The organism is Salmonella sp. SAL00670 (assembly GCF_046552235.1).
Classification (GTDB): domain Bacteria; phylum Pseudomonadota; class Gammaproteobacteria; order Enterobacterales; family Enterobacteriaceae; genus Salmonella; species Salmonella enterica.
Map to the genome: position 1 here is coordinate 380809 of NZ_JBGDUO010000002.1, position 19518 is coordinate 400326.

A 19518-nucleotide genomic window follows, 5' to 3' on the forward strand; every position below is an offset into this window, starting at 1 on the left:
TTATTTACCACTGGTCTGTTTTTGATGCTCATCAAGAAACGCTTTCATCTCTTTCGGTCCCTGATAGCCAGGCACCACATAGCCGTTACTCAATACAATGGCTGGCGTACCGCTAACGCCCAACTGCACGCCCAACGCATAATGATCAGCAATGTTCACGTCACAGCTTGCCGGTTTCACGCCCTTACCTGCCATGGCGTCATCAAACGCTTTGTTTTTGTCTTTGGCGCACCAGATAGATTTCATATCCTGCTCCGCCTGGCTTTCCAGCCCCTGGCGCGGGAAGGCCAGATAACGTACCGTGATCCCCAGCGCGTTATAATCTTTCATCTCTTCATGTAGCTTATGACAATAGCCGCAGGTGATATCGGTAAAAACAGTAATGACATGTTTCTCATCCGGCGCTTTATAGACGATCATCTCTTTTTCCAGCGCATTTAGCTGGCTCATCAGCAGTTTGTTCGTCACGTTTACCGGATGCGCGCCGCTCACGTCATACATCGGCCCTTGAATAATATGTTTGCCGTCATCAGTGACGTACAGTACGCCGCTGTGAGTGAGGACGGTTTTCATCCCTGCCACTGGCGAGGCCTGAATTTCCGTACTCTGAACGCCCAACTTAGCCAGCGACTGACGGATAGCCGCATCATCCGCATGGGCCACGCCTGAAAACGCCGCCGCCAGTAAAGTGAACATCATAAAACGCTTTTTCATAAACTATCCTTTCCTGTCAGCACTCATGCCCGCGGATGGTGCTGTTGATGAAGTTGACGCAAACGCTCCGTTGCGACATGCGTATAAATTTGTGTCGTCGAAAGATCGCTATGCCCAAGTAGCATTTGTACAACGCGCAAGTCGGCGCCGTGATTCAGCAAATGCGTGGCGAAAGCGTGACGTAAAACATGCGGCGATAGTTTTTCGCTATCAATTCCAGCCAGTACCGCATAATGTTTAATACGGTGCCAGAAGGTCTGCCGCGTCATCTGCTGCGCACGCTGGCTGGGGAATAATACGTCAATCGATACGCCATTGAGTAACCAGGGACGCCCATGCTCCAGATACGTTTCCAGCCAATATACCGCCTCTTCGCCTAACGGCACCAACCGCTCTTTATTGCCTTTACCGATAACCCGCACCACGCCCTGCCGCAGACTGATATCGCTCATTGTCAGCCCCACCAGTTCCGACACGCGCAAACCGGTGGCATACAGCACTTCCAACATAGCTTTATCGCGCAACTCCAAAGGTTGATCAATAAGCGGCGCCTGCAAGAGCCGCTCAACCTGCGCCTCGCTAAGGTCTTTCGGTAAACGCTGCGGAAGCTTAGGCGAGGCCAACTGCGCGCTCGGATCATCCTCACGATACTTTTCACGGTACAGATGCTGGAAGAAGCGCCGCATAGCGCTTAACAGGCGTGCGGAACTGGTCGCTTTGTATCCGCCCTCCACCCGTTCAGCCAGCAGCGTTTGTAAATCATCAGCCTGCGCCGTCGCAAGCGTTTTTCCGCGATGATGCAACCACGCAACGACCATCGATAAATCGCGACGATACGCGCTTAATGTATTTTCCGCCAGATTTCGTTCCAGCCACAGGGCATCCAGAAACTGCTCAATACGCGCTAAATCCTGTTCCATTCGCGCTCCCCACTTCACGCTGACTTTGGGTGCATTATGCCTCATTGTGCCGTGAATGCAGCGATTCTGTTACACTACCCGCAACGCTATAGCAGAATCGAGATGTAACGTAATGAACATGGGTCTTTTTTACGGTTCCAGCACGTGCTACACCGAGATGGCCGCAGAGAAAATTCGCGATATTCTCGGCCCGGAGCTGGTGACATTACATAACCTCAAGGATGACGCCCCCGCCTTAATGGAGCAGTACGACGTGCTCATTTTAGGCATCCCCACCTGGGATTTTGGCGAAATTCAGGAGGACTGGGAAGCCGTCTGGGAGCAACTGGACGATCTCAATCTGGAAGGCAAAATCGTTGCGCTTTACGGTATGGGCGACCAGCTCGGCTACGGTGAGTGGTTCCTGGATGCGCTGGGTATGTTGCATGACAAACTTGCCCTCAAAGGCGTTAAATTTGTCGGCTACTGGCCCACAGAGGGCTACGAATTTACCAGCAATAAACCGGTCATTGCGGATGGGAAACTGTTTGTCGGCCTGGCGCTGGATGAAACGAACCAGTACGATCTCAGCGATGAGCGTATACAGACCTGGTGTGAACAAATTCTCGGCGAAATGGCCGAACACTACGCCTGAAACCTTACTCGCTGTACTTCCCTCTCGACGGAACCGCGTTTACGCCGTTCCGTCAGTGTTGGCCTGATATCGGCTGCTGTAACAGTATCCGACGCAACTCACGCCATTCCGCTTCTTCCATGCTATCCGCCGCCAGCCATAAATGCTGATGACGTCCAGACTCTGCGCGTAAACGCAACACCATCCCGCTCTTCAGTAACCAGGGCGGACGCAAGAGCGTCCAGTCCTGCCCCTGCCAGCGTAAGCGCCCGTCCATGAGTAGCTTGATCTCTCCCTGGCAGGTATTAATCCTGCGCTGGCTACGTACACAGTCAAACACGACCAGCGACAGTAGTATCATCCATAACGGGGTATAACTCAGCGGCCAGGGCATCAATAAAATCACCGCAGAAACCAGCCCATGAATGAGCAATGAGATCCACTGAGCGCGCCATGAGACGCGTAAATCAGATTGCCACAGGACCACGTTCCCGATTCCGTGTCTGAATGAGTCGGACCATCTGTTCCAGTTCAGCGTCAGCCGGTTTACCGTGATTCATTAACCAGTTAAATAAATCCGGGTCATCACTCTGCAACAAACGGACAAAAATACGCTTTTCTTCATCACTTAAACTATCGTACTCATGTTCAAAAAACGGCATGATGGAAATATCAAGTTCGCGCATACCGCGACGACATGCCCAGTGAATACGTGCTTTATTGTGAATATCCATGTTCTTCCTGCCTCGCGAAAATGAAGTACCGGGCTATTGTAACGTGTTTTTGGCGTTGTTTTACGGGAATCTCAGTAATCTGGAACGCGATCGCGAAATAAAAGGCTGGGAATCAATATGTTCATCCATTTTGGATACCGCCTCGCAAAACGATCAATCCGCTCTCAATGGGCTATTTAAAGCACTTGCAATGACCGATGGCTCTTTTACCATTAACCATTATTGTTGCAGCTAACCAGGACATTATTTATGGCTTTTATCTCCTTTCCACCGCGTCATCCTTCATCGTCAGCCCGCCTGCCGCTGACGCTGATCGCGCTTGACGACTGGGCGCTGTCGACCATTACCGGCGTAGACAGTGAAAAGTATATTCAGGGCCAGGTCACCGCTGACGTAAGCCAGATGACTGAACAGCAACACCTTCTCGCCGCCCACTGCGATGCTAAAGGTAAGATGTGGAGCACTCTGCGCCTGTTCCGTGAGCGCGACGGTTTCGCCTGGATTGAACGCCGTAGCGTGCGTGAAGCACAATTAACGGAGCTGAAAAAGTACGCCGTATTTTCCAAAGTGGTCATCGCGCCAGATGACGAACGCGTATTGCTTGGCGTGGCCGGTTTTCAGGCCCGCGCGGCGCTGGCTAATGTCTTTAGCGAACTGCCCAATAGCGAAAATCAGGTGGTCAGAGACGGCGCCTCCACGCTGCTATGGTTTGAACATCCTGCGGAACGATTCCTGCTTGTCACCGATGTCGCGACGGCCAACATGTTAACGGAGAAGTTGCATGGCGAAGCCGAACTGAATAACAGCCAACAGTGGCTGGCGTTGGATATTGAAGCAGGCATTCCGGTGATTGACGCGGCGAACAGCGGTCAGTTTATCCCCCAGGCGACTAACCTACAGGCGCTGGGCGGCATCAGCTTCAAGAAAGGCTGCTACACCGGACAGGAGATGGTCGCACGGGCAAAATTCCGCGGCGCCAATAAACGCGCGCTTTGGTTGCTGGCGGGCAAAGCCAGCCGGGTACCGGAAGCAGGAGAAGATCTGGAGCTACAGATGGGCGAGAACTGGCGTCGTACCGGCGCTATTCTGGCGGCGACGCAGTTGGACGATGGTCAGTTACTGGTTCAGGCCGTCATGAATAACGATTTAGAAGCCGAAAGCGTCTTCCGTGTTCGCGACGATGCCAACACCCTGCATATCGTCCCGCTGCCTTACTCGCTGGAAGAGTGATATCACGTTAAAATCCGGATAGCCTGATAGCGCAACGCCATCAGGCTCGCACGTGCTGCTCTCGTAGGCCGGATAAGGTGCGACAGCGCCGCCATCCGGCACGGGCATCCGGGAATTACGCCTGTCCCACATACAAATAGATAGCCAGGAAGTGGCACACGCTGCCGCCCAGCACAAAGCCATGCCAGATGGCGTGGTTATAAGGTATGCGTTTGCAAACATAGAAAATTACGCCCAGCGAGTAAACGACGCCACCTACCGCCAGCAGCGTCACGCCGCCTATCGCCAGCTTAATCGCCAACTGATAAACCACTATCAGCGACAGCCAGCCCATTGCCAGATACGTAACCAGTGAAAGCACTTTAAATCGGTGCGCAATCGTCAACTTGAAGAGGATACCGAATAGCGCCAGGCTCCAGATCACAATCATTAGTCCGCGCGCCAGCGGCGAATCCAGACCTACCAGCAGAAATGGCGTATAGGTTCCGGCAATGAGCAGATAGATAGCGCAGTGATCAAATTTCTTTAACCAGATTTTTGCCCGCTGATGAGGAATGGCATGATAAAGCGTTGAGGCAAGAAAAAGCAGGATCATGCTCCCGCCATATAAACTGTAGCTGGCGATAGCTGTCATACCCGCATTCGCCTCTACCGCCTGAACCAACAACAGCACCAGGCCGACAATACCAAATACCAATCCAATGCCGTGGCTAATACTGTTGGCGATTTCCTCAGCCAGCGAATATCCCTGCGTCATTAATGGTTTTTGCACCATAACTTACTCCGGAGAAACGTTCATAACGATGAACTGCGCCTCTAGCGTAACTGAGAATGGTTCCAGTGAACACATGTTAGCTAAAATAAATTCGCAAAATTAAATTTTGTTTATTATTCAATAAATTAACTACAAAAACTCAACTAACACGCGTTCATATTTATCAAAGGCATTTAAAATCAATCACATAAAATTGCGTCTGGTTGGGATAGATTTCAGCAATGACCCGTTTCAGCTCATCAAGTGACATATTTTCCTGTTGCGCATGTTTTTCGTTCAACGTATCCAGCGTCACAGTTGACGTTCCTGTCACTTCGATTGTGCAAAAATAGCCATCATCTTCGAACCGCCCCACGCGTAGCACATCGCCTGCTTTAAAGTGGGACTCGGAGACATCACGAATAGTGATGGTTTTACGCCCTGCCAGAATGTCATTCTGGAAACGTTGAAAGAAAGTAATGTCGTTTGGCTGCATGTGGTTATCCCCCTGAATATGGCCCCTTGAAGTGGATGTTACGATCTGAATGTGTTCTTGTCCCGACACGCGAGCATCCTGGAGTTTTGCGTACGCTTTACATGCCATTTGGTGCAGAATGATAACAGACTAAATAAATTGAGATTATGCAACAATGAGAAAACTCACCTTGCCAAAAGATTTTTTATGGGGCGGCGCGGTTGCTGCACACCAGGTTGAAGGCGGCTGGAATAAAGACGGTAAAGGCCCCAGCATCTGCGACGTGCTAACCGGCGGCGCACACGGCGTGCCACGCGAAATCACCCAGAATGTCGTTGCTGGCAAATACTATCCGAACCACGAGGCGGTGGATTTTTACGGACATTACAAAGAAGACATCCGTCTTTTCGCCGAAATGGGGTTCAAATGCTTCCGTACCTCTATTGCCTGGACGCGTATCTTCCCGAATGGCGACGAATCCCAGCCAAACGAGGCCGGTCTGAAATTCTACGACGACATGTTTGATGAGTTACTCAAATACAACATCGAACCGGTCATTACCCTTTCTCACTTTGAAATGCCATTACATCTGGTACAGCACTACGGCGGCTGGACCAATCGTAAGGTCGTTGATTTCTTTGTCCGTTTTGCTGAAGTCGTGTTTGAACGCTACAAACATAAGGTCAAATACTGGATGACCTTCAATGAAATCAACAATCAGCGAAACTGGCGCGCGCCGCTGTTTGGCTACTGCTGTTCCGGCGTAGTGTATACCGAGCATGAGAATCCAGAAGAAACCATGTATCAGGTCTTACATCATCAGTTTGTCGCCAGCGCGCTGGCGGTAAAAGCGGCACGTCGTATTAATCCACAGATGAAAGTGGGTTGTATGCTGGCGATGGTCGCGCTGTATCCTTTCTCCTGTAAACCAGAAGATGTGATGTTTGCTCAGGAGTCGATGCGTGAACGCTATGTCTTTACTGATGTGCAGTTGCGCGGCTATTACCCGTCCTATGTGTTGAACGAGTGGGAGCGCCGCGGATTTAACATCAAAATGGAAGATGGCGATCTTGAAGTGCTGCGCGAAGGCACCTGCGATTATCTTGGTTTCAGTTATTACATGACCAACGCGGTCAAAGCCGAAGGCGGTAGCGGCGATGCGATTTCCGGTTTTGAAGGCAGCGTACCGAACCCCTATGTTAAAGCATCTGACTGGGGCTGGCAGATTGACCCGGTGGGCCTGCGTTATTCATTGTGTGAACTGTACGAACGCTATCAAAAGCCGCTGTTTATTGTCGAAAACGGTTTTGGTGCTTACGACAAAGTAGAAGAAGATGGCAGCATCAACGACGACTACCGAATTGACTACCTGCGCGCCCATATTGAAGAGATGAAAAAAGCGGTGACTTACGATGGTGTCGACCTGATGGGCTACACGCCGTGGGGCTGCATCGACTGCGTGTCGTTCACCACCGGTCAGTACAGCAAGCGCTACGGCTTCATCTACGTGAACAAGCACGATGACGGTACGGGCGATATGTCGCGTTCGCGTAAGAAGAGCTTCAACTGGTACAAAGAGGTGATTGCCAGCAACGGCGAGAAGCTTTAACTCCTGCATGTTACCCGCCAGTCGGCGGGTAACACTTGGAACGAGTCTTACCAGGTCTTACCTATTTTAAATTCCCAGCGTACATCTTCCATTTTGGTTGGCGACTTCGCTTCCTGCATTACCGGGAAGAAGGCTCCGGCACCAAACCATAATTTCAGTGAATCGACGGCGATATTAAATGACGGACCAACAACCCATTCGGTAGTTCCAGAATGGTTATTAATTACACTGCCATTAGACAGTTTTTTCGTTCCAGAGGCATTATTGCTGTAGGCACTTTCCAGACCAAGATCCAGCGGTAAATCGCTAAACATATACCGCACCTGGGTATTCCACTGGAATTCGTTACCTCGTTTCACGTCCTGGTTACCGCGCTCAAATGGTCCCTGATATACAAAACCCATATCCCCTTTAATGTTAGGAGTAAATAATTTTGTTAAAGTGAGTGTTACTCTTCCTCCCCAGGCGCTATTCCCAGGCAAATGATTATCTCCATCTTGCCCGGTGGGTAGTAATACTGCCCCACCTACCGTAACCCAAAACGGATCACCTCTTCGCTGGCTCATTAAAGCATAATTGACCCCCACCGATTGGTCGCCCATTCCCTCTATGTGCTCAGGAGACAGATTGTCTCGTTTGTTATTGATATAGGAACCCACAGTTGATAATTCCAGTCTGTCGGTCAAACCGTAACGAATCTTCAATAACCATATCTGGGAGTAAACATCCGGACTTCCGTGCCCCTCGATTTGATGATCTTTATCGCGAAATGAGCTATTCACGGCGGTTAATAACTTTCCTTCCGGCAATACTGAACCACCAGAAATAGCGGTATTAACTGGTGCACCTAATAGATTACTGGGATTATTTTCTCCGTTAGCTGCCATTGCATTCATTAATAGAAAATATGTCATTAATGGCAGAAATATAAATCGTTTCATTATTCCCTCCAGGTATAAAAAACAAAGCGCTAAGTTAATAAATATTTACGTTATTTATGTTTATTTTTAATTTATAATTTAAATTAATAACTTGATGAATTTAATATACGGAAATTTTTGTAACTATATTGAGAGGTAAATAACGATTCCGGAGAGAAACTATTTGTAACTACATGTAAATATACTGTGTTGTTTTGATTAAATAACAGCAAGGTAAAAATGATGCACAATGAATCATTAGGCTCTAAAAAAGCGGTAATTTAATTCTGGCTAATACACTGATACAAACGCTAGGTTGCCTGACAGGAGCCAACGATTTAGTGTAATATATTGAATTAGTAACACTTTGTAGCCTGAATAAGGCACTCACACTGCATCCGACATAAACAAAGCGCACTTTATTAACAAGCTGAAAAGGCGCCGAAGCGCCTTTAGAAAACAGTCGAATCAGTAAATTACTGGTAGTCGCTAATCGGTACGCAGGAGCAGAACAGGTTACGGTCGCCATAAACATCATCCAGACGTTTCACCGTCGGCCAGTATTTGTCTGCCACGCCTGCCGGGAATACGGCAACTTCACGGCTGTACGGATGCGCCCACTCGGCGACCAGTTCGCTCTGAATGTGCGGCGCGTTCACCAGCGGGTTATCTTCCAGCGGCCAGACACCCGCTTTCACCTGGTCAATCTCTGCGCGAATAGCCAGCATCGCATCGATAAAGCGATCCAGCTCAGCCTTACCTTCAGATTCCGTCGGCTCTACCATCAGCGTGCCCGCCACCGGGAACGACATGGTTGGCGCATGGAAACCGTAGTCGATCAGACGCTTGGCAATATCCAGCTCGCTGATGCCGGTTTCTTCTTTCAATGGGCGAATATCAAGAATACATTCGTGCGCCACACGGCCATCGCGACCAGTATACAGTACCGGATAGGCATCTTTCAGACGGCTGGCAATGTAGTTAGCGTTAAGAATCGCGACCTGACTTGCCTGCTTCAGGCCTTCTGCGCCCATCATGCGGATGTACATCCAGCTGATTGGCAGGATAGAGGCACTACCGAACGGCGCCGCAGAAACCGCGCCCTGACGGGTTAACATGCCTTCGATTTGCACCACGCTATGGCCCGGTACGAACGGTGCCAGATGCGCTTTCACGCCGATCGGTCCCATGCCTGGGCCACCGCCGCCGTGCGGAATGCAGAAAGTTTTATGCAGGTTAAGATGCGAAACGTCCGCGCCAATAAAGCCCGGTGAGGTAATGCCGACCTGGGCGTTCATGTTCGCGCCGTCAAGGTAAACCTGACCGCCGAACTGGTGCACAACTTCACACACTTCACGGATCGTTTCTTCATAGACGCCGTGGGTGGAAGGATAAGTCACCATGATGCAAGAGAGGTTCGCAGCATGTTGTTCTGCTTTTGCCCGCAGATCGTCCAGGTCGATGTTGCCGTTCTTATCACAGGCGACCACCACCACCTGCATTCCTGCCATATGTGCAGAAGCAGGGTTAGTGCCGTGAGCAGAGGCCGGGATCAGGCAGATATCGCGATGCCCTTCGTTGCGGCTTTCGTGATAGTGACGAATCGCCAGCAGCCCCGCGTATTCCCCCTGTGCGCCGGAGTTAGGCTGCATACAGACGGCGTCGTACCCGGTGAGTTTCACCAGCCAGTCAGAAAGCTGGCTAATCATCTGATGATATCCTTCGGCCTGTTCCGGCGGGCAGAACGGGTGCAGTTCAGCGAATTCCGGCCAGGTGATAGGAATCATCTCGGCGGCGGCGTTCAGCTTCATGGTGCAGGAACCCAGCGGGATCATCGCCTGGTTCAGCGCCAGATCTTTACGCTCCAGCGAGTGCATATAGCGCATCATCTCGGTTTCGCTGTGGTAACGGTTAAATACCGGATGCGTCAGAATCGCATCGTCACGCAGCATACTTTGCTGAATGGAACGGCTATCAAGCGCCACGTCTTTATCCAGTGTTTCAATGTTCAGACCGTGGCTGCCGCCCAGCAAAACATTGAACAACTGCGCCACATTCTCACGGGTGGTGGTTTCATCGAGCGTAATACCCACCGCGTTATGAATATCGCTGCGCAGATTGATCTCTGCCGCTTCCGCACGCGCCAGTACCGCAGCTTTATCAGCCACTTCCACACACAGGGTGTCGAAGTAGTGCGCATGACGCAGCTTTAAGCCTTTCTGTTGCAGACCTGCCGCCAGAATATCGGTCAGGCGGTGGATACGATTCGCAATGCGCTTCAGACCGACCGGACCATGATAAACGGCATACAGACTGGCGATGTTAGCCAGCAGTACCTGCGAGGTACAAATGTTGGAGTTCGCTTTCTCACGACGGATATGCTGCTCGCGAGTCTGCATCGCCATGCGCAGTGCGGTATTGCCCGCCGCATCTTTTGAGACGCCGATAATACGGCCTGGCATGGAGCGTTTAAATTCGTCTTTGGCGGCAAAGAACGCCGCATGCGGGCCACCGTACCCCATCGGTACGCCGAAGCGTTGCGCAGAGCCGAAAACAATGTCCGCGCCCTGTTTACCCGGCGCGGTAAGCAGCACCAGCGCCATAAAGTCGGCGGCGACGCTGACAATCACTTTACGGGCTTTGAGTTCGCTAATCAGCGCGCTGTAATCGTGAATTTCGCCCGTGGAGCCAACCTGCTGCAACAGCACGCCAAACACATCCTGGTGCTCCAGTGCTTTCGCCGCGTCATCCACAATGACGTCAAAGCCAAAGGTTTCGGCGCGAGTACGCACGACGTCCAGAGTTTGCGGATGGACATCAGAGGCGACAAAGAACCGGTTGGCATTTTTCAGTTTGCTGACGCGCTTTGCCATCGCCATCGCTTCAGCGGCGGCGGTCGCTTCATCCAGCAGCGAGGCGGAAGCCATGTCCAGCCCCGTCAGGTCCAGCGTCACCTGTTGGAAGTTGAGCAGCGCTTCCAGACGCCCCTGAGAGACTTCCGGTTGATACGGGGTATAAGCGGTGTACCAGCCTGGATTTTCCAGCATGTTGCGCAGGATAACCGGCGGTAGCTGCACGGCGGTGTAGCCCATGCCAATGTACGACGTGAAGCGCTTGTTACGCCCGGCGATGGCTTTTAATTCCGCCAGTGCGGCATATTCGGTTGCCGCCTCTCCAACCTGCGGCGGAGTCGCGAGCTGAATGTCTTTCGGCACAATCTGACCTGTCAGCGCGTTTAACGACTCGGCGCCAACCGCATTCAGCATCTCTTGTTGCTGTACGGCGTCCGGTCCGATGTGGCGTTCAATGAAAGCGCCGCGGTTTTCAAGCTGGCTTAACGTCTGTGTCATGGGCGATGGTTCCTGAAACGTGCAGTGAATCGTGATTGTCTCTAACTCAATTGCCCGGTGGCGCTGACGCTTACCGGGCCTACGCGTGCGAAAACGAATACGCAAAATCATTCGCGTTGCAGTGAGTAGGCCGGATAAGCATTAGCGCCATCCGGCACAACATTATTCGTCTTCTAACAATGCCTCATACGCGGTGGCATCCAGCAGCGATTCAAGTTCGCTTTCATCGCTGGCTTTGATTTTAAAGATCCAGCCACCGGCATACGGTTCGCTGTTCACCAGCTCCGGGGAGTCGCTCAGCGCATCGTTTACCGCCACGATCTCGCCGCTTACCGGCGCATAAATGTCGGACGCCGCTTTTACGGACTCCGCCACGGCGCAGTCGTCGCCCGCGCTTACGGTCGCGCCGAGTTCCGGCAGATCAACAAAAACCATATCGCCCAACAGCTCCTGAGCGTGTTCAGTAATGCCAACAGTGTAAGTGCCATCCGCTTCTTTACGCAGCCATTCGTGTTCTTTGCTGTATTTCAGTTCTGCGGGTACGTTGCTCATCAATTAATCTCCAAAAAAGGATGAATCACGCGACGGCTTTGCCGTTACGCACAAAAACAGGTTTAGTCACTTTTACCGGCATTTCACGGTTACGAATTTGTACAATCGCCGTCTCGCCGATGCCCGCCGGAACACGCGCCAGCGCAATGCTGTAGCCCAACGTTGGGGAAAACGTCCCGCTGGTGATAATGCCTTCTTGCTGATTGCCCTGCGCATCGGTAAAACGCACCGGCAGTTCATTACGCAATACGCCTTTCTCGGTCATCACCAGACCGACAAGCTGCTCATGGCCTTTTTCACGCTGCATCTCCAGCGCCTCACGGCCAATAAAGTCGCGGTCAGCAGGTTCCCAGGCGATAGTCCATCCCATATTAGCCGCCAGCGGAGAGATACCTTCATCCATCTCCTGACCGTACAGGTTCATGCCAGCTTCCAGACGCAGCGTGTCGCGCGCGCCAAGACCGCACGGCTTCACGCCCGCCTCCACCAGCGCACGCCAGAAATCCGCCGCTTTTTCATTCGGCATGGCGATTTCATAGCCCGCTTCGCCGGTATAACCGGTGGTGGCGATAAACAGATCGCCCGCCTGAACGCCGAAGAACGGCTTCATACCTTCTACTGCATGGCGCTGTTGGTCAGTAAACAGAGTCGCCGCTTTTTCCTGCGCATTCGGCCCCTGTACCGCAATCAGCGACAGGTCGTCACGAACGGTAATGTCGATGGCATAAGGTTCAGCGTGTTGGGTAATCCAGGAGAGGTCTTTTTCGCGGGTGGCGGAGTTAACAACGAGACGGAAGAAATCTTCAGTGAAGTAGTAGACGATAAGGTCATCAATCACGCCGCCCGATGCGTTAAGCATACCGGAGTAGAGGGCTTTACCCGTCTTCGTTAGCTTCGCGACGTCGTTGGCCAGCAGATAACGTAGAAACTCTCGTGTGCGGCTGCCATGAAGATCGACAATGGTCATATGCGATACATCAAACATCCCGGCATCGGTGCGCACAGCGTGGTGTTCATCAAGCTGAGAGCCGTAATGCAGGGGCATCATCCAGCCATGAAAATCGACCATGCGGGCGCCGCATAGCGTGTGTTGTTCGTACAAAGGCGTCTGTTGGGCCATCTTTTCCTCGTTGAATTAGCGGGGGCTAACAACCATTTTCATGGGAAATCTTCGCCACGAAACCTGGCATCGACGCCCTTTTTCCTGCGCCGACGCAAACGTTCTCTTGCTCCTGAACTTACCACCGAACCAGGCGCTAAACCATAAGGCTGAATTTACCATCACATTAGCTTATGACTAAAAAACGCTAAAACCCAATCAGCACAAAAAACCACTATTACGCTAAATAACCGTCATAAAAAGGAAGCTGATACGATTTACTACAACATAAATTAATATTAAATGCGGAAAAAATGTCGAAAATCGCGTTCGCCAAAAATAGCGGCATTAGAAAATATAATGCGAAATAAGCGGTGAAATTAGATTATTTCAAACGAGGAAAGCCCCCCGGCGCGATAGCCGGGAAAGCAAAGTGTGACGGGTTTCAAACTCTTGCTGGCGTGCAGTCAGACACTTAACGAAGCCATTGCGGAAGGTCGTTTAGCCCCATTGCCTGGCGAAGCAGTTGGGGTTTGACGCCGGGGAGCGTATCCGCCAGTTTCAGCCCGATGTCGCGCAGCAATTTTTTTGCCGGGTTTTCGCCGGCAAACAGGTCACGAAAACCTTGCATCCCGGCAAGCATCATCGCCGCGCTATGTTTACGGCTACGCTCATAACGACGGAGATAAAGATGTTGACCAATGTCTTTGCCCTGACGCTGAAGCCGGCGCAGATCGTCCACCAGTTCGGCCGCGTCCATAAAGCCGAGGTTGACGCCTTGCCCTGCCAGCGGATGGATGGTGTGCGCGGCATCGCCGACTAACGCCAGACGATGCGCGGCAAACTGGCGAGCATAGCGGCCCGTCAGCGGAAAAACCTGCCGTTCGCTTTCCAGGCGGCATAAGCCCAGCCGATTATCGAAGGCGATAGTCAACGCCTGGTTAAACGCCACGTCGCCGCTCTGTTGCATACGCTCCGCATCCTGCGGAGAAAGCGACCAGACAATGGAACACAGATGCGGATCGCTTAACGGCAAAAACGCCAGAATACCTTCACCATGAAACACCTGGCGAGCAACCGCGCCGTGCGGCTCTTCGGTGCGGATAGTCGCTACCAGCGCATGGTGACGGTAGTCCCAGAAAGTTAAGGGAATATCCGCTTTGTTACGCAGCCAGGAGTTGGCGCCATCCGCGGCAATCACCAGACGCGCGGTTAACATCGCGCCGTCTTTTAAAGTCAGGAAGGCGTCGTTCTCTCCCCAGGCAACCTGCTGTAACTCCGCTGGCGCCATTAAGATGATATCCGCCGCTTGCTGCGCTTTTTGCCACAATGCGTAGTGAATGACACTGTTTTCAACAATATGCCCCAGATGGCTATATCCCATGCTTGCGTCATCAAACGTAATACGGCCAAAGCTGTCTTTATCCCAGACTTCCATACCGTGGTAGCAACTTGCCCGTCGCGCCACAATGTTTGACCATACGCCAAGACGGGTAAGCAGTTTTTCGCTGGCGGCATTAATCGCCGACACCCGAAGCTGAGGCGGGGCATCGTTCGCCAACGGCTGGGGAACAACGTGATCCAGCACCGCCACGCGCAAACCGCTCCCCTGCAAGCCGCAGGCGACAGCCAGTCCCACCATGCCTCCGCCAACTATTGCTACATCAACACTTTGCACTATTTACTCCTGGAAACCGGAACAATCAAACCGTAGGCCGGATAAGGCGAAGCCGCCATCCGGCATTTTTACGAACACGATGCCGGATGGCGGCGTAAATGCCTTATCCGGCCTACAGATCGGCTTAACGCGCAACCCAACCTAAGGTCCGCTGTGCCAGCGCATCGCGTGCAGGCGGTAATAATTCCATCGCCATTAAACCGATATTGCGCCCAATAACCAGCGGCGCCCAACGATTTGCAAACAGATGGACCAGACCGTTCGTTACGCCAATCGTCGTATCCCGGTCAACCTGACGACGCTGCTGATAGCGCGATAACACGTGCCAGGCGCCAATATCCTCGCCCGCGTCCTGTGCCGCGACCAGCGTTTCCGCCAGGCTCATGACATCACGCAGACCGAGATTAAACCCTTGTCCGGCGATAGGATGCAACGTCTGCGCCGCATTGCCGACCACGACAGTCCGGTGAGTAAACACTTTCGCCGCCGTAGTCAGGGCAAGCGGATACGCGCTGCGCTTACCGGCCTGAGTAATTCGCCCCAGCCGCCAGCCGAACGCGGCCTGCAATGCATGGCAGAACTGCGCGTCGGACCAGCTCAGCACCTCATCGCGCTGGTCGAGCGGGTGACACCAAACCAGCGAACATCGGCCATGCGACATCGGCAACATCGCCAACGGGCCATTGGGAGTAAAACGTTCAAAGGCGCGTCCCTGATGCGGGATAGCGGTCGCGACATTCGCTATCACCGCTAACTGTTCGTAAGGCTCCTGATGCCAGTCAACGCCGCAGGCTGACGCGAGCGCGGAGTGGGTACCGTTAGCCGCCACCAGCACGCTGCCAGCTATCACATTGCCGTTTTCCAGAGTGACGTTAACCTGCTGTTGGGTACGCGACACGCTGGCTACGCGCTCCGGGCAGTGCAGCGTAACGCCTGGCGCTTTACGCAAGAGCGCAAACAGACGCAGCCCGATATCATGCAGCTCCGCAACGTGCCCCAACGCTGCCAGACTGTAGTCCTGCGCGTCGAGAGTCACAAATCCGGCATGGCCGCGATCGCTGACGTGTACGGTGTTGATTGCCGTTGCGCAATCGGAAATCGCCTGCCAGACGCCAATTCGCGCCAGTTGCTGGCAAGTGCCCGCCGCCAGCGCAATCGCTCTGGCGTCAAAGCCGGGATGACCGTCGGCTTCAGGCTCTTTCGCTTCAATCAGGTGTACAGGCAACGTCCCATGACTGAACTGAGAGATGGCCAGCGCCAGCGTCGCGCCTGCCATGCCGCCGCCAACGATAATGACGCTCATTGCTGCCGCGCCGCCGCCATTAATGCCTCAATGTCATCCGCCTTCTTCACAACGCCAGCGGTCAGGTTTTCATTACCGGTTTCGGTAATGACAATGTCATCTTCAATTCGAACGCCAATGCCGCGATACGCTTCCGGCACGTCGGCATCCGGCGCGATATAGAGACCTGGCTCTACGGTCAGCACCATGCCCGGCTCCAGGATGCGGGAGCGATCCGGCCCATAAACGCCGACATCATGAACATCCAGCCCCAGCCAGTGGCTCAAGCCATGCATAAAGAAAGGACGATGCGCATTTTCGGCAATCAGTTGATCAACCTCTCCTTGCAAAATCCCCAGCTTCACCAGCCCGGTTATCATGATGCGCACGACTTCGCCGGTCACCTCCTGAATAGAGGTACCAGGACGGAACAGTCGCAGGCTGGTCTCCAGCGATTCCAGAACGATGTCATAAATTTCACGCTGGGCTGGCGTAAATTTCCCGTTCACCGGGAAAGTACGCGTGATGTCGCCCGCGTAACCTTTATATTCACAACCTGCGTCGATAAGCACTAAATCGCCGTCGCGCATTTCACTTTCGTTTTCAGTGTAATGCAGGATACAGCCATTTTCGCCGCTGCCGACAATGGTGTTATAGGAGGGATAGCGCGCGCCGTGGCGATTAAATTCGTGGTGAATTTCTCCTTCCAGCTGATACTCAAACATCCCCGGACGGCATTTTTCCATCGCGCGGATATGCGCCAGCGCGCTAATTTCCCCGGCGCGGCGCAGGACAGCAATCTCTTCCGGCGATTTGAACAGGCGCATCTCATGGACGATCGGTCGCCAGTCAGTCATGGTGGCCGGCGCGGTCAGATTCTGGCGGGAGCCTTTACGCAGCTTCTCCAGCGCAGCCAGAACAATCTCGTCGGCATACGCATATTCGCCCTGCGCGTGGTACACCACATCCAGACCATTAAGCAACTGAAAGAGTTGCTGGTTGATTTCGCTAAACGCCAGCGCCCGGTCAACGCCCAGTTTTTCCGGCGCGGCATCCTGTCCTAAACGGCGACCAAACCAGATTTCCGCCGTCAGGTCGCGAACGCGGTTGAACAAAACGCTGTGGTTGTGGGTGTCATCACTCTTAATCAGTACCAGCACGGCTTCCGGTTCGTTAAAACCGGTGAAATACCAGAAGTCGCTACTCTGGCGATACGGATATTCACTGTCTGCGCTGCGCGTCGCCTCCGGCGCGGCAAAGATCAGCGCGGCGCTGCCGGGCTGCATTTGCGCCAGTAATGCCTGGCGACGGCGTTGGTATTCCTGCTGAGTCATGACATGGCCTCCATTTCGTTTTTTCTTAGTGTAGCGTCGGTTTACGCACTTCCGGCGCGGTCGGCTGTTGGCGCGTGAAAGTGTCATGACATAACAGCGCCGCAACACGGACATATTCGATGATCTCTTCGAGCGACATCTCCAGCTCTTCCTGATCTTCGCTCTCATCATAACCAAGCTGCGCAATATTACGCAGGTCGTCAATCGCTTCACCCGTTTCGCCGGTGACTTTATCAAGTTTAGGCTGCGTTACGCCGAGGCCAAGCAAAAAGTGGTTAACCCACCCGGCTAAGGCATCTGCGCGATCGAATACGCTGACATCGTCGCCTTCAGGCAGATAAAGCTGAAAAAGAAAGCCGTCGTCTTCCAGCGCGTCGCTGGTCGCCGCGTGCATTTTGCGCAGCGCCTGAGCAAGCTCATGCCCGAAGGCCAGACCTTCGTTCGTCAGATCGTGCAACAGCGGCTGCCATGAGCTGTCGTTGTTGCCGCCGCAAATCATCCCGCTGATTAAACCATGCATTTCAGCCGGGGTCAGACCGGCCCCTTGTTGATTCAAAAACCGGTTCATTTCGTTGTAACCAGGCATTTCGTTCTGTATAGACATAAGCATTCGTCATCAAAGGGAGGATATTCATGATATGCTACCACTTTGGACCCTGGTGAACCAGAAAAGGGCTTGTATCTTCACACCAGGGTAGCTATAGTGTCGCCCCTTCGCGGACCCTGGGTCTGGAGACGAAGGCAGCGCAGTCAATCAGCAGGAAGGTGGCATGTCTGCACAACCCGTCGATATCCAAATATTTGGCCGTTCACTGCGAGTGAATTGCCCGCCTGACCAAAGGGATGCGTTGAATCAGGCTGCGGACGATCTGAATCAGCGGTTGCAAGATCTGAAAGTTCGCACTAGAGTCACAAATACTGAGCAGTTGGTTTTCATTGCCGCATTGAATATCAGCTATGAGTTAACTCAGGAAAAAGCGAAGACCCGCGATTACGCGGCGAGCATGGAACAACGTATTCGGATGCTACAACAGACCATCGAACAGGCGTTGCTTGATCAAGGTCGCATAACCGAAAAAACGGGCCAAAACTTTGAATAACACTTTTCGCTTTACTATGGTAAAGTGATTGTGAAAACAGAATTTCTCTGAGATGTTTGCAAGCGGGCCAGTCCCCTGAGCCGATATTTCATACCACAAGAATGTGGCGCTCCGCGGTTGGTGAGCATGCTCGGTCCGTCCGAGAAGCCTTAAAACTGTGACGACACATTCACCTTGAACCAAGGGTTCAAGGGTTACAGCCTGCGGCGGCATCTCGGAGATTCCCCTTCTGACTGGCGACAGCCATGACGCAACTTCCCGAACTCTCTTTATCACGACAAGAAATCCGCCGAATGATTCGGCAACGTCGCCGTGCGCTGACGCCAGAGCAGCAACGCCGCTTTGGTCAACAGGCCGCCGCCCGAATGCTCAGCTTTCCTCCCGTCGTGATGGCGCACACTGTCGCCGTGTTTCTCTCCTTTGATGGCGAACTCGACACCCAGCCGCTGATAGAACAGCTATGGCAAGCGGGCAAGCGCGTCTACCTTCCGGTTCTTCATCCCTTTAGCCCTGGCAACCTCCTGTTCCTGCACTATCATCCGCAGAGTGCGCTGGTGACCAACCGCTTAAAGATCCAGGAGCCACGGCTTGATGTCCGCGACGTATTGCCGCTGCCAAAGCTGGATGTGCTGGTAACGCCGTTAGTCGCGTTTGACGAAGACGGGCAGCGCCTGGGGATGGGCGGCGGATTTTATGACCGTACGTTGCAAAACTGGCAGCAGCATAAGATCCTACCCGTGGGCTACGCGCATGATTGCCAGTTAGTAGAAAAACTGCCAGTTGAAGAGTGGGATATCCCGCTGCCTGCGGTGGTGACGCCGTCCAAAATTTGGGAGTGGTAGCCGTGTTTTGTCGATTGACAGCGTCGCTTTTTTGACCTAAATTTCTCGGTGAAGGGTGAGGGAGGCGAACCTCCCTCCTGCGTACTCACTGTTAATATGCTGGGCAAGCGATGATTAACAGGATCAGCAGCATGATGACGTATCTCATCATCGTCCCTTTCCTTTTTAGAGCCCCTGCCTCGGTAGGGGCTTTCCCGTTTCAGCGCTATGCTGAGCCCTTATCGTAAATTCCTTTTATTGCTGTACAACACGCAACGCTGCCTTTAATTACCAATTGCGGCAAGGCTCGAAAACAGAATGTATGCGTTACAC

General features: G+C 52.8%; 19 protein-coding genes and 1 other RNA gene. 6 read left to right on the forward strand and 14 right to left on the reverse strand.

The features are described 5' to 3' along the window. Entirely contained in the window at positions 1-714 is a 714-nt protein-coding gene (gene dsbC / locus ACLJRS_RS09230) for a bifunctional protein-disulfide isomerase/oxidoreductase DsbC (RefSeq protein WP_000745614.1), read from the reverse strand. 23 nt (positions 715-737) lie between these two features. Then, on the reverse strand, positions 738-1634 hold the full coding sequence (xerD, locus tag ACLJRS_RS09235; protein WP_000434302.1) for a site-specific tyrosine recombinase XerD: 897 nt from the start codon (positions 1632-1634) through the stop codon (positions 738-740). A gap of 112 nt (positions 1635-1746) precedes the next feature. Between xerD and fldB the strand changes: the two genes are divergently transcribed. Beyond that, positions 1747-2268, forward strand: a complete 522-nt coding sequence (gene fldB / locus ACLJRS_RS09240; RefSeq protein WP_410957786.1) for a flavodoxin FldB — start codon at positions 1747-1749, stop codon at positions 2266-2268. Positions 2269-2320: 52 nt separating this feature from the next. Here fldB and ACLJRS_RS09245 read toward each other — a convergent pair whose 3' ends face one another. Next, complete coding sequence (locus tag ACLJRS_RS09245) at positions 2321-2734, reverse strand: protein YgfX (protein WP_000244761.1); 414 nt, start codon at positions 2732-2734, stop codon at positions 2321-2323. Beyond that, positions 2715-2981, reverse strand: a complete 267-nt coding sequence (gene sdhE / locus ACLJRS_RS09250) for an FAD assembly factor SdhE (protein WP_000351186.1) — start codon at positions 2979-2981, stop codon at positions 2715-2717. The genes ACLJRS_RS09245 and sdhE overlap by 20 nt, the downstream gene beginning before the upstream one ends. A gap of 249 nt (positions 2982-3230) precedes the next feature. Here sdhE and ygfZ point away from each other — a divergent pair, with 249 nt between their 5' ends. Then, positions 3231-4211 carry a tRNA-modifying protein YgfZ gene (ygfZ, locus tag ACLJRS_RS09255; protein WP_000874176.1) on the forward strand — a complete coding sequence of 327 codons (981 nt, stop codon included), beginning with the start codon at positions 3231-3233 and terminating at the stop codon, positions 4209-4211. A 115-nt stretch (positions 4212-4326) separates the two neighbouring features. Here the strand turns inward: ygfZ and trhA are convergent, their stop codons facing one another. Further along, positions 4327-4986 (reverse strand): PAQR family membrane homeostasis protein TrhA, encoded by a 660-nt coding sequence (gene trhA / locus ACLJRS_RS09260; RefSeq protein WP_000250289.1) that lies wholly within the window; start codon positions 4984-4986, stop codon positions 4327-4329. Positions 4987-5149: 163 nt separating this feature from the next. Beyond that, positions 5150-5461, reverse strand: a complete 312-nt coding sequence (yqfB, locus tag ACLJRS_RS09265) for a N(4)-acetylcytidine aminohydrolase (RefSeq protein WP_001182979.1) — start codon at positions 5459-5461, stop codon at positions 5150-5152. A gap of 154 nt (positions 5462-5615) precedes the next feature. On the opposite strand from yqfB, the gene bglA reads away from it, so the two are divergent. Then, positions 5616-7049: a 6-phospho-beta-glucosidase BglA gene (bglA, locus tag ACLJRS_RS09270; RefSeq protein WP_001230141.1), complete on the forward strand. Its 1434-nt coding sequence runs from the start codon at positions 5616-5618 to the stop codon at positions 7047-7049. A gap of 47 nt (positions 7050-7096) precedes the next feature. Here bglA and ACLJRS_RS09275 read toward each other — a convergent pair whose 3' ends face one another. The 8 genes from ACLJRS_RS09275 to ACLJRS_RS09310 form a co-directional block, all read right to left on the reverse strand. After that, on the reverse strand, positions 7097-7990 hold the full coding sequence (locus ACLJRS_RS09275; RefSeq protein WP_000819375.1) for a transporter: 894 nt from the start codon (positions 7988-7990) through the stop codon (positions 7097-7099). Positions 7991-8445: 455 nt separating this feature from the next. Continuing rightward, complete coding sequence (gene gcvP / locus ACLJRS_RS09280; RefSeq protein WP_000194986.1) at positions 8446-11319, reverse strand: aminomethyl-transferring glycine dehydrogenase; 2874 nt, start codon at positions 11317-11319, stop codon at positions 8446-8448. A 162-nt stretch (positions 11320-11481) separates the two neighbouring features. Next, complete coding sequence (gcvH, locus tag ACLJRS_RS09285; RefSeq protein ID WP_001673711.1) at positions 11482-11871, reverse strand: glycine cleavage system protein GcvH; 390 nt, start codon at positions 11869-11871, stop codon at positions 11482-11484. A gap of 25 nt (positions 11872-11896) precedes the next feature. Then, positions 11897-12991, reverse strand: coding sequence for a glycine cleavage system aminomethyltransferase GcvT (gcvT, locus tag ACLJRS_RS09290; RefSeq protein ID WP_000068738.1), 1095 nt, complete (start codon positions 12989-12991; stop codon positions 11897-11899). 454 nt (positions 12992-13445) lie between these two features. After that, positions 13446-14648 carry an FAD-dependent 2-octaprenylphenol hydroxylase gene (gene ubiI, locus ACLJRS_RS09295; protein WP_001192138.1) on the reverse strand — a complete coding sequence of 401 codons (1203 nt, stop codon included), beginning with the start codon at positions 14646-14648 and terminating at the stop codon, positions 13446-13448. A gap of 124 nt (positions 14649-14772) precedes the next feature. Next, the gene (ubiH, locus tag ACLJRS_RS09300; RefSeq protein ID WP_000111154.1) at positions 14773-15951 is read right to left on the reverse strand and encodes a 2-octaprenyl-6-methoxyphenyl hydroxylase; all 1179 of its coding nucleotides are present in this window, start codon (positions 15949-15951) and stop codon (positions 14773-14775) included. Then, a complete protein-coding gene (pepP, locus tag ACLJRS_RS09305) occupies positions 15948-17264 on the reverse strand; it encodes a Xaa-Pro aminopeptidase (RefSeq protein ID WP_000193681.1) in 1317 nt (438 codons plus the stop codon). Before pepP ends, ubiH begins: the two co-directional genes overlap by 4 nt. 25 nt (positions 17265-17289) lie before the next feature. Then, positions 17290-17868, reverse strand: coding sequence for a YecA family protein (locus tag ACLJRS_RS09310; protein ID WP_000027236.1), 579 nt, complete (start codon positions 17866-17868; stop codon positions 17290-17292). A gap of 166 nt (positions 17869-18034) precedes the next feature. On the opposite strand from ACLJRS_RS09310, the gene zapA reads away from it, so the two are divergent. The 3 genes from zapA to ACLJRS_RS09325 all read left to right on the forward strand — a co-directional run bounded on the left by zapA (position 18035) and on the right by ACLJRS_RS09325 (position 19206). After that, positions 18035-18364, forward strand: a complete 330-nt coding sequence (zapA, locus tag ACLJRS_RS09315; protein ID WP_001276011.1) for a cell division protein ZapA — start codon at positions 18035-18037, stop codon at positions 18362-18364. 41 nt (positions 18365-18405) lie between these two features. Continuing rightward, a non-coding RNA gene (ssrS, locus tag ACLJRS_RS09320) (6S RNA) lies at positions 18406-18589 on the forward strand. Positions 18590-18609: 20 nt separating this feature from the next. After that, a complete protein-coding gene (locus ACLJRS_RS09325; protein WP_001531806.1) occupies positions 18610-19206 on the forward strand; it encodes a 5-formyltetrahydrofolate cyclo-ligase in 597 nt (198 codons plus the stop codon). Positions 19207-19518: the final 312 nt, after the last annotated feature.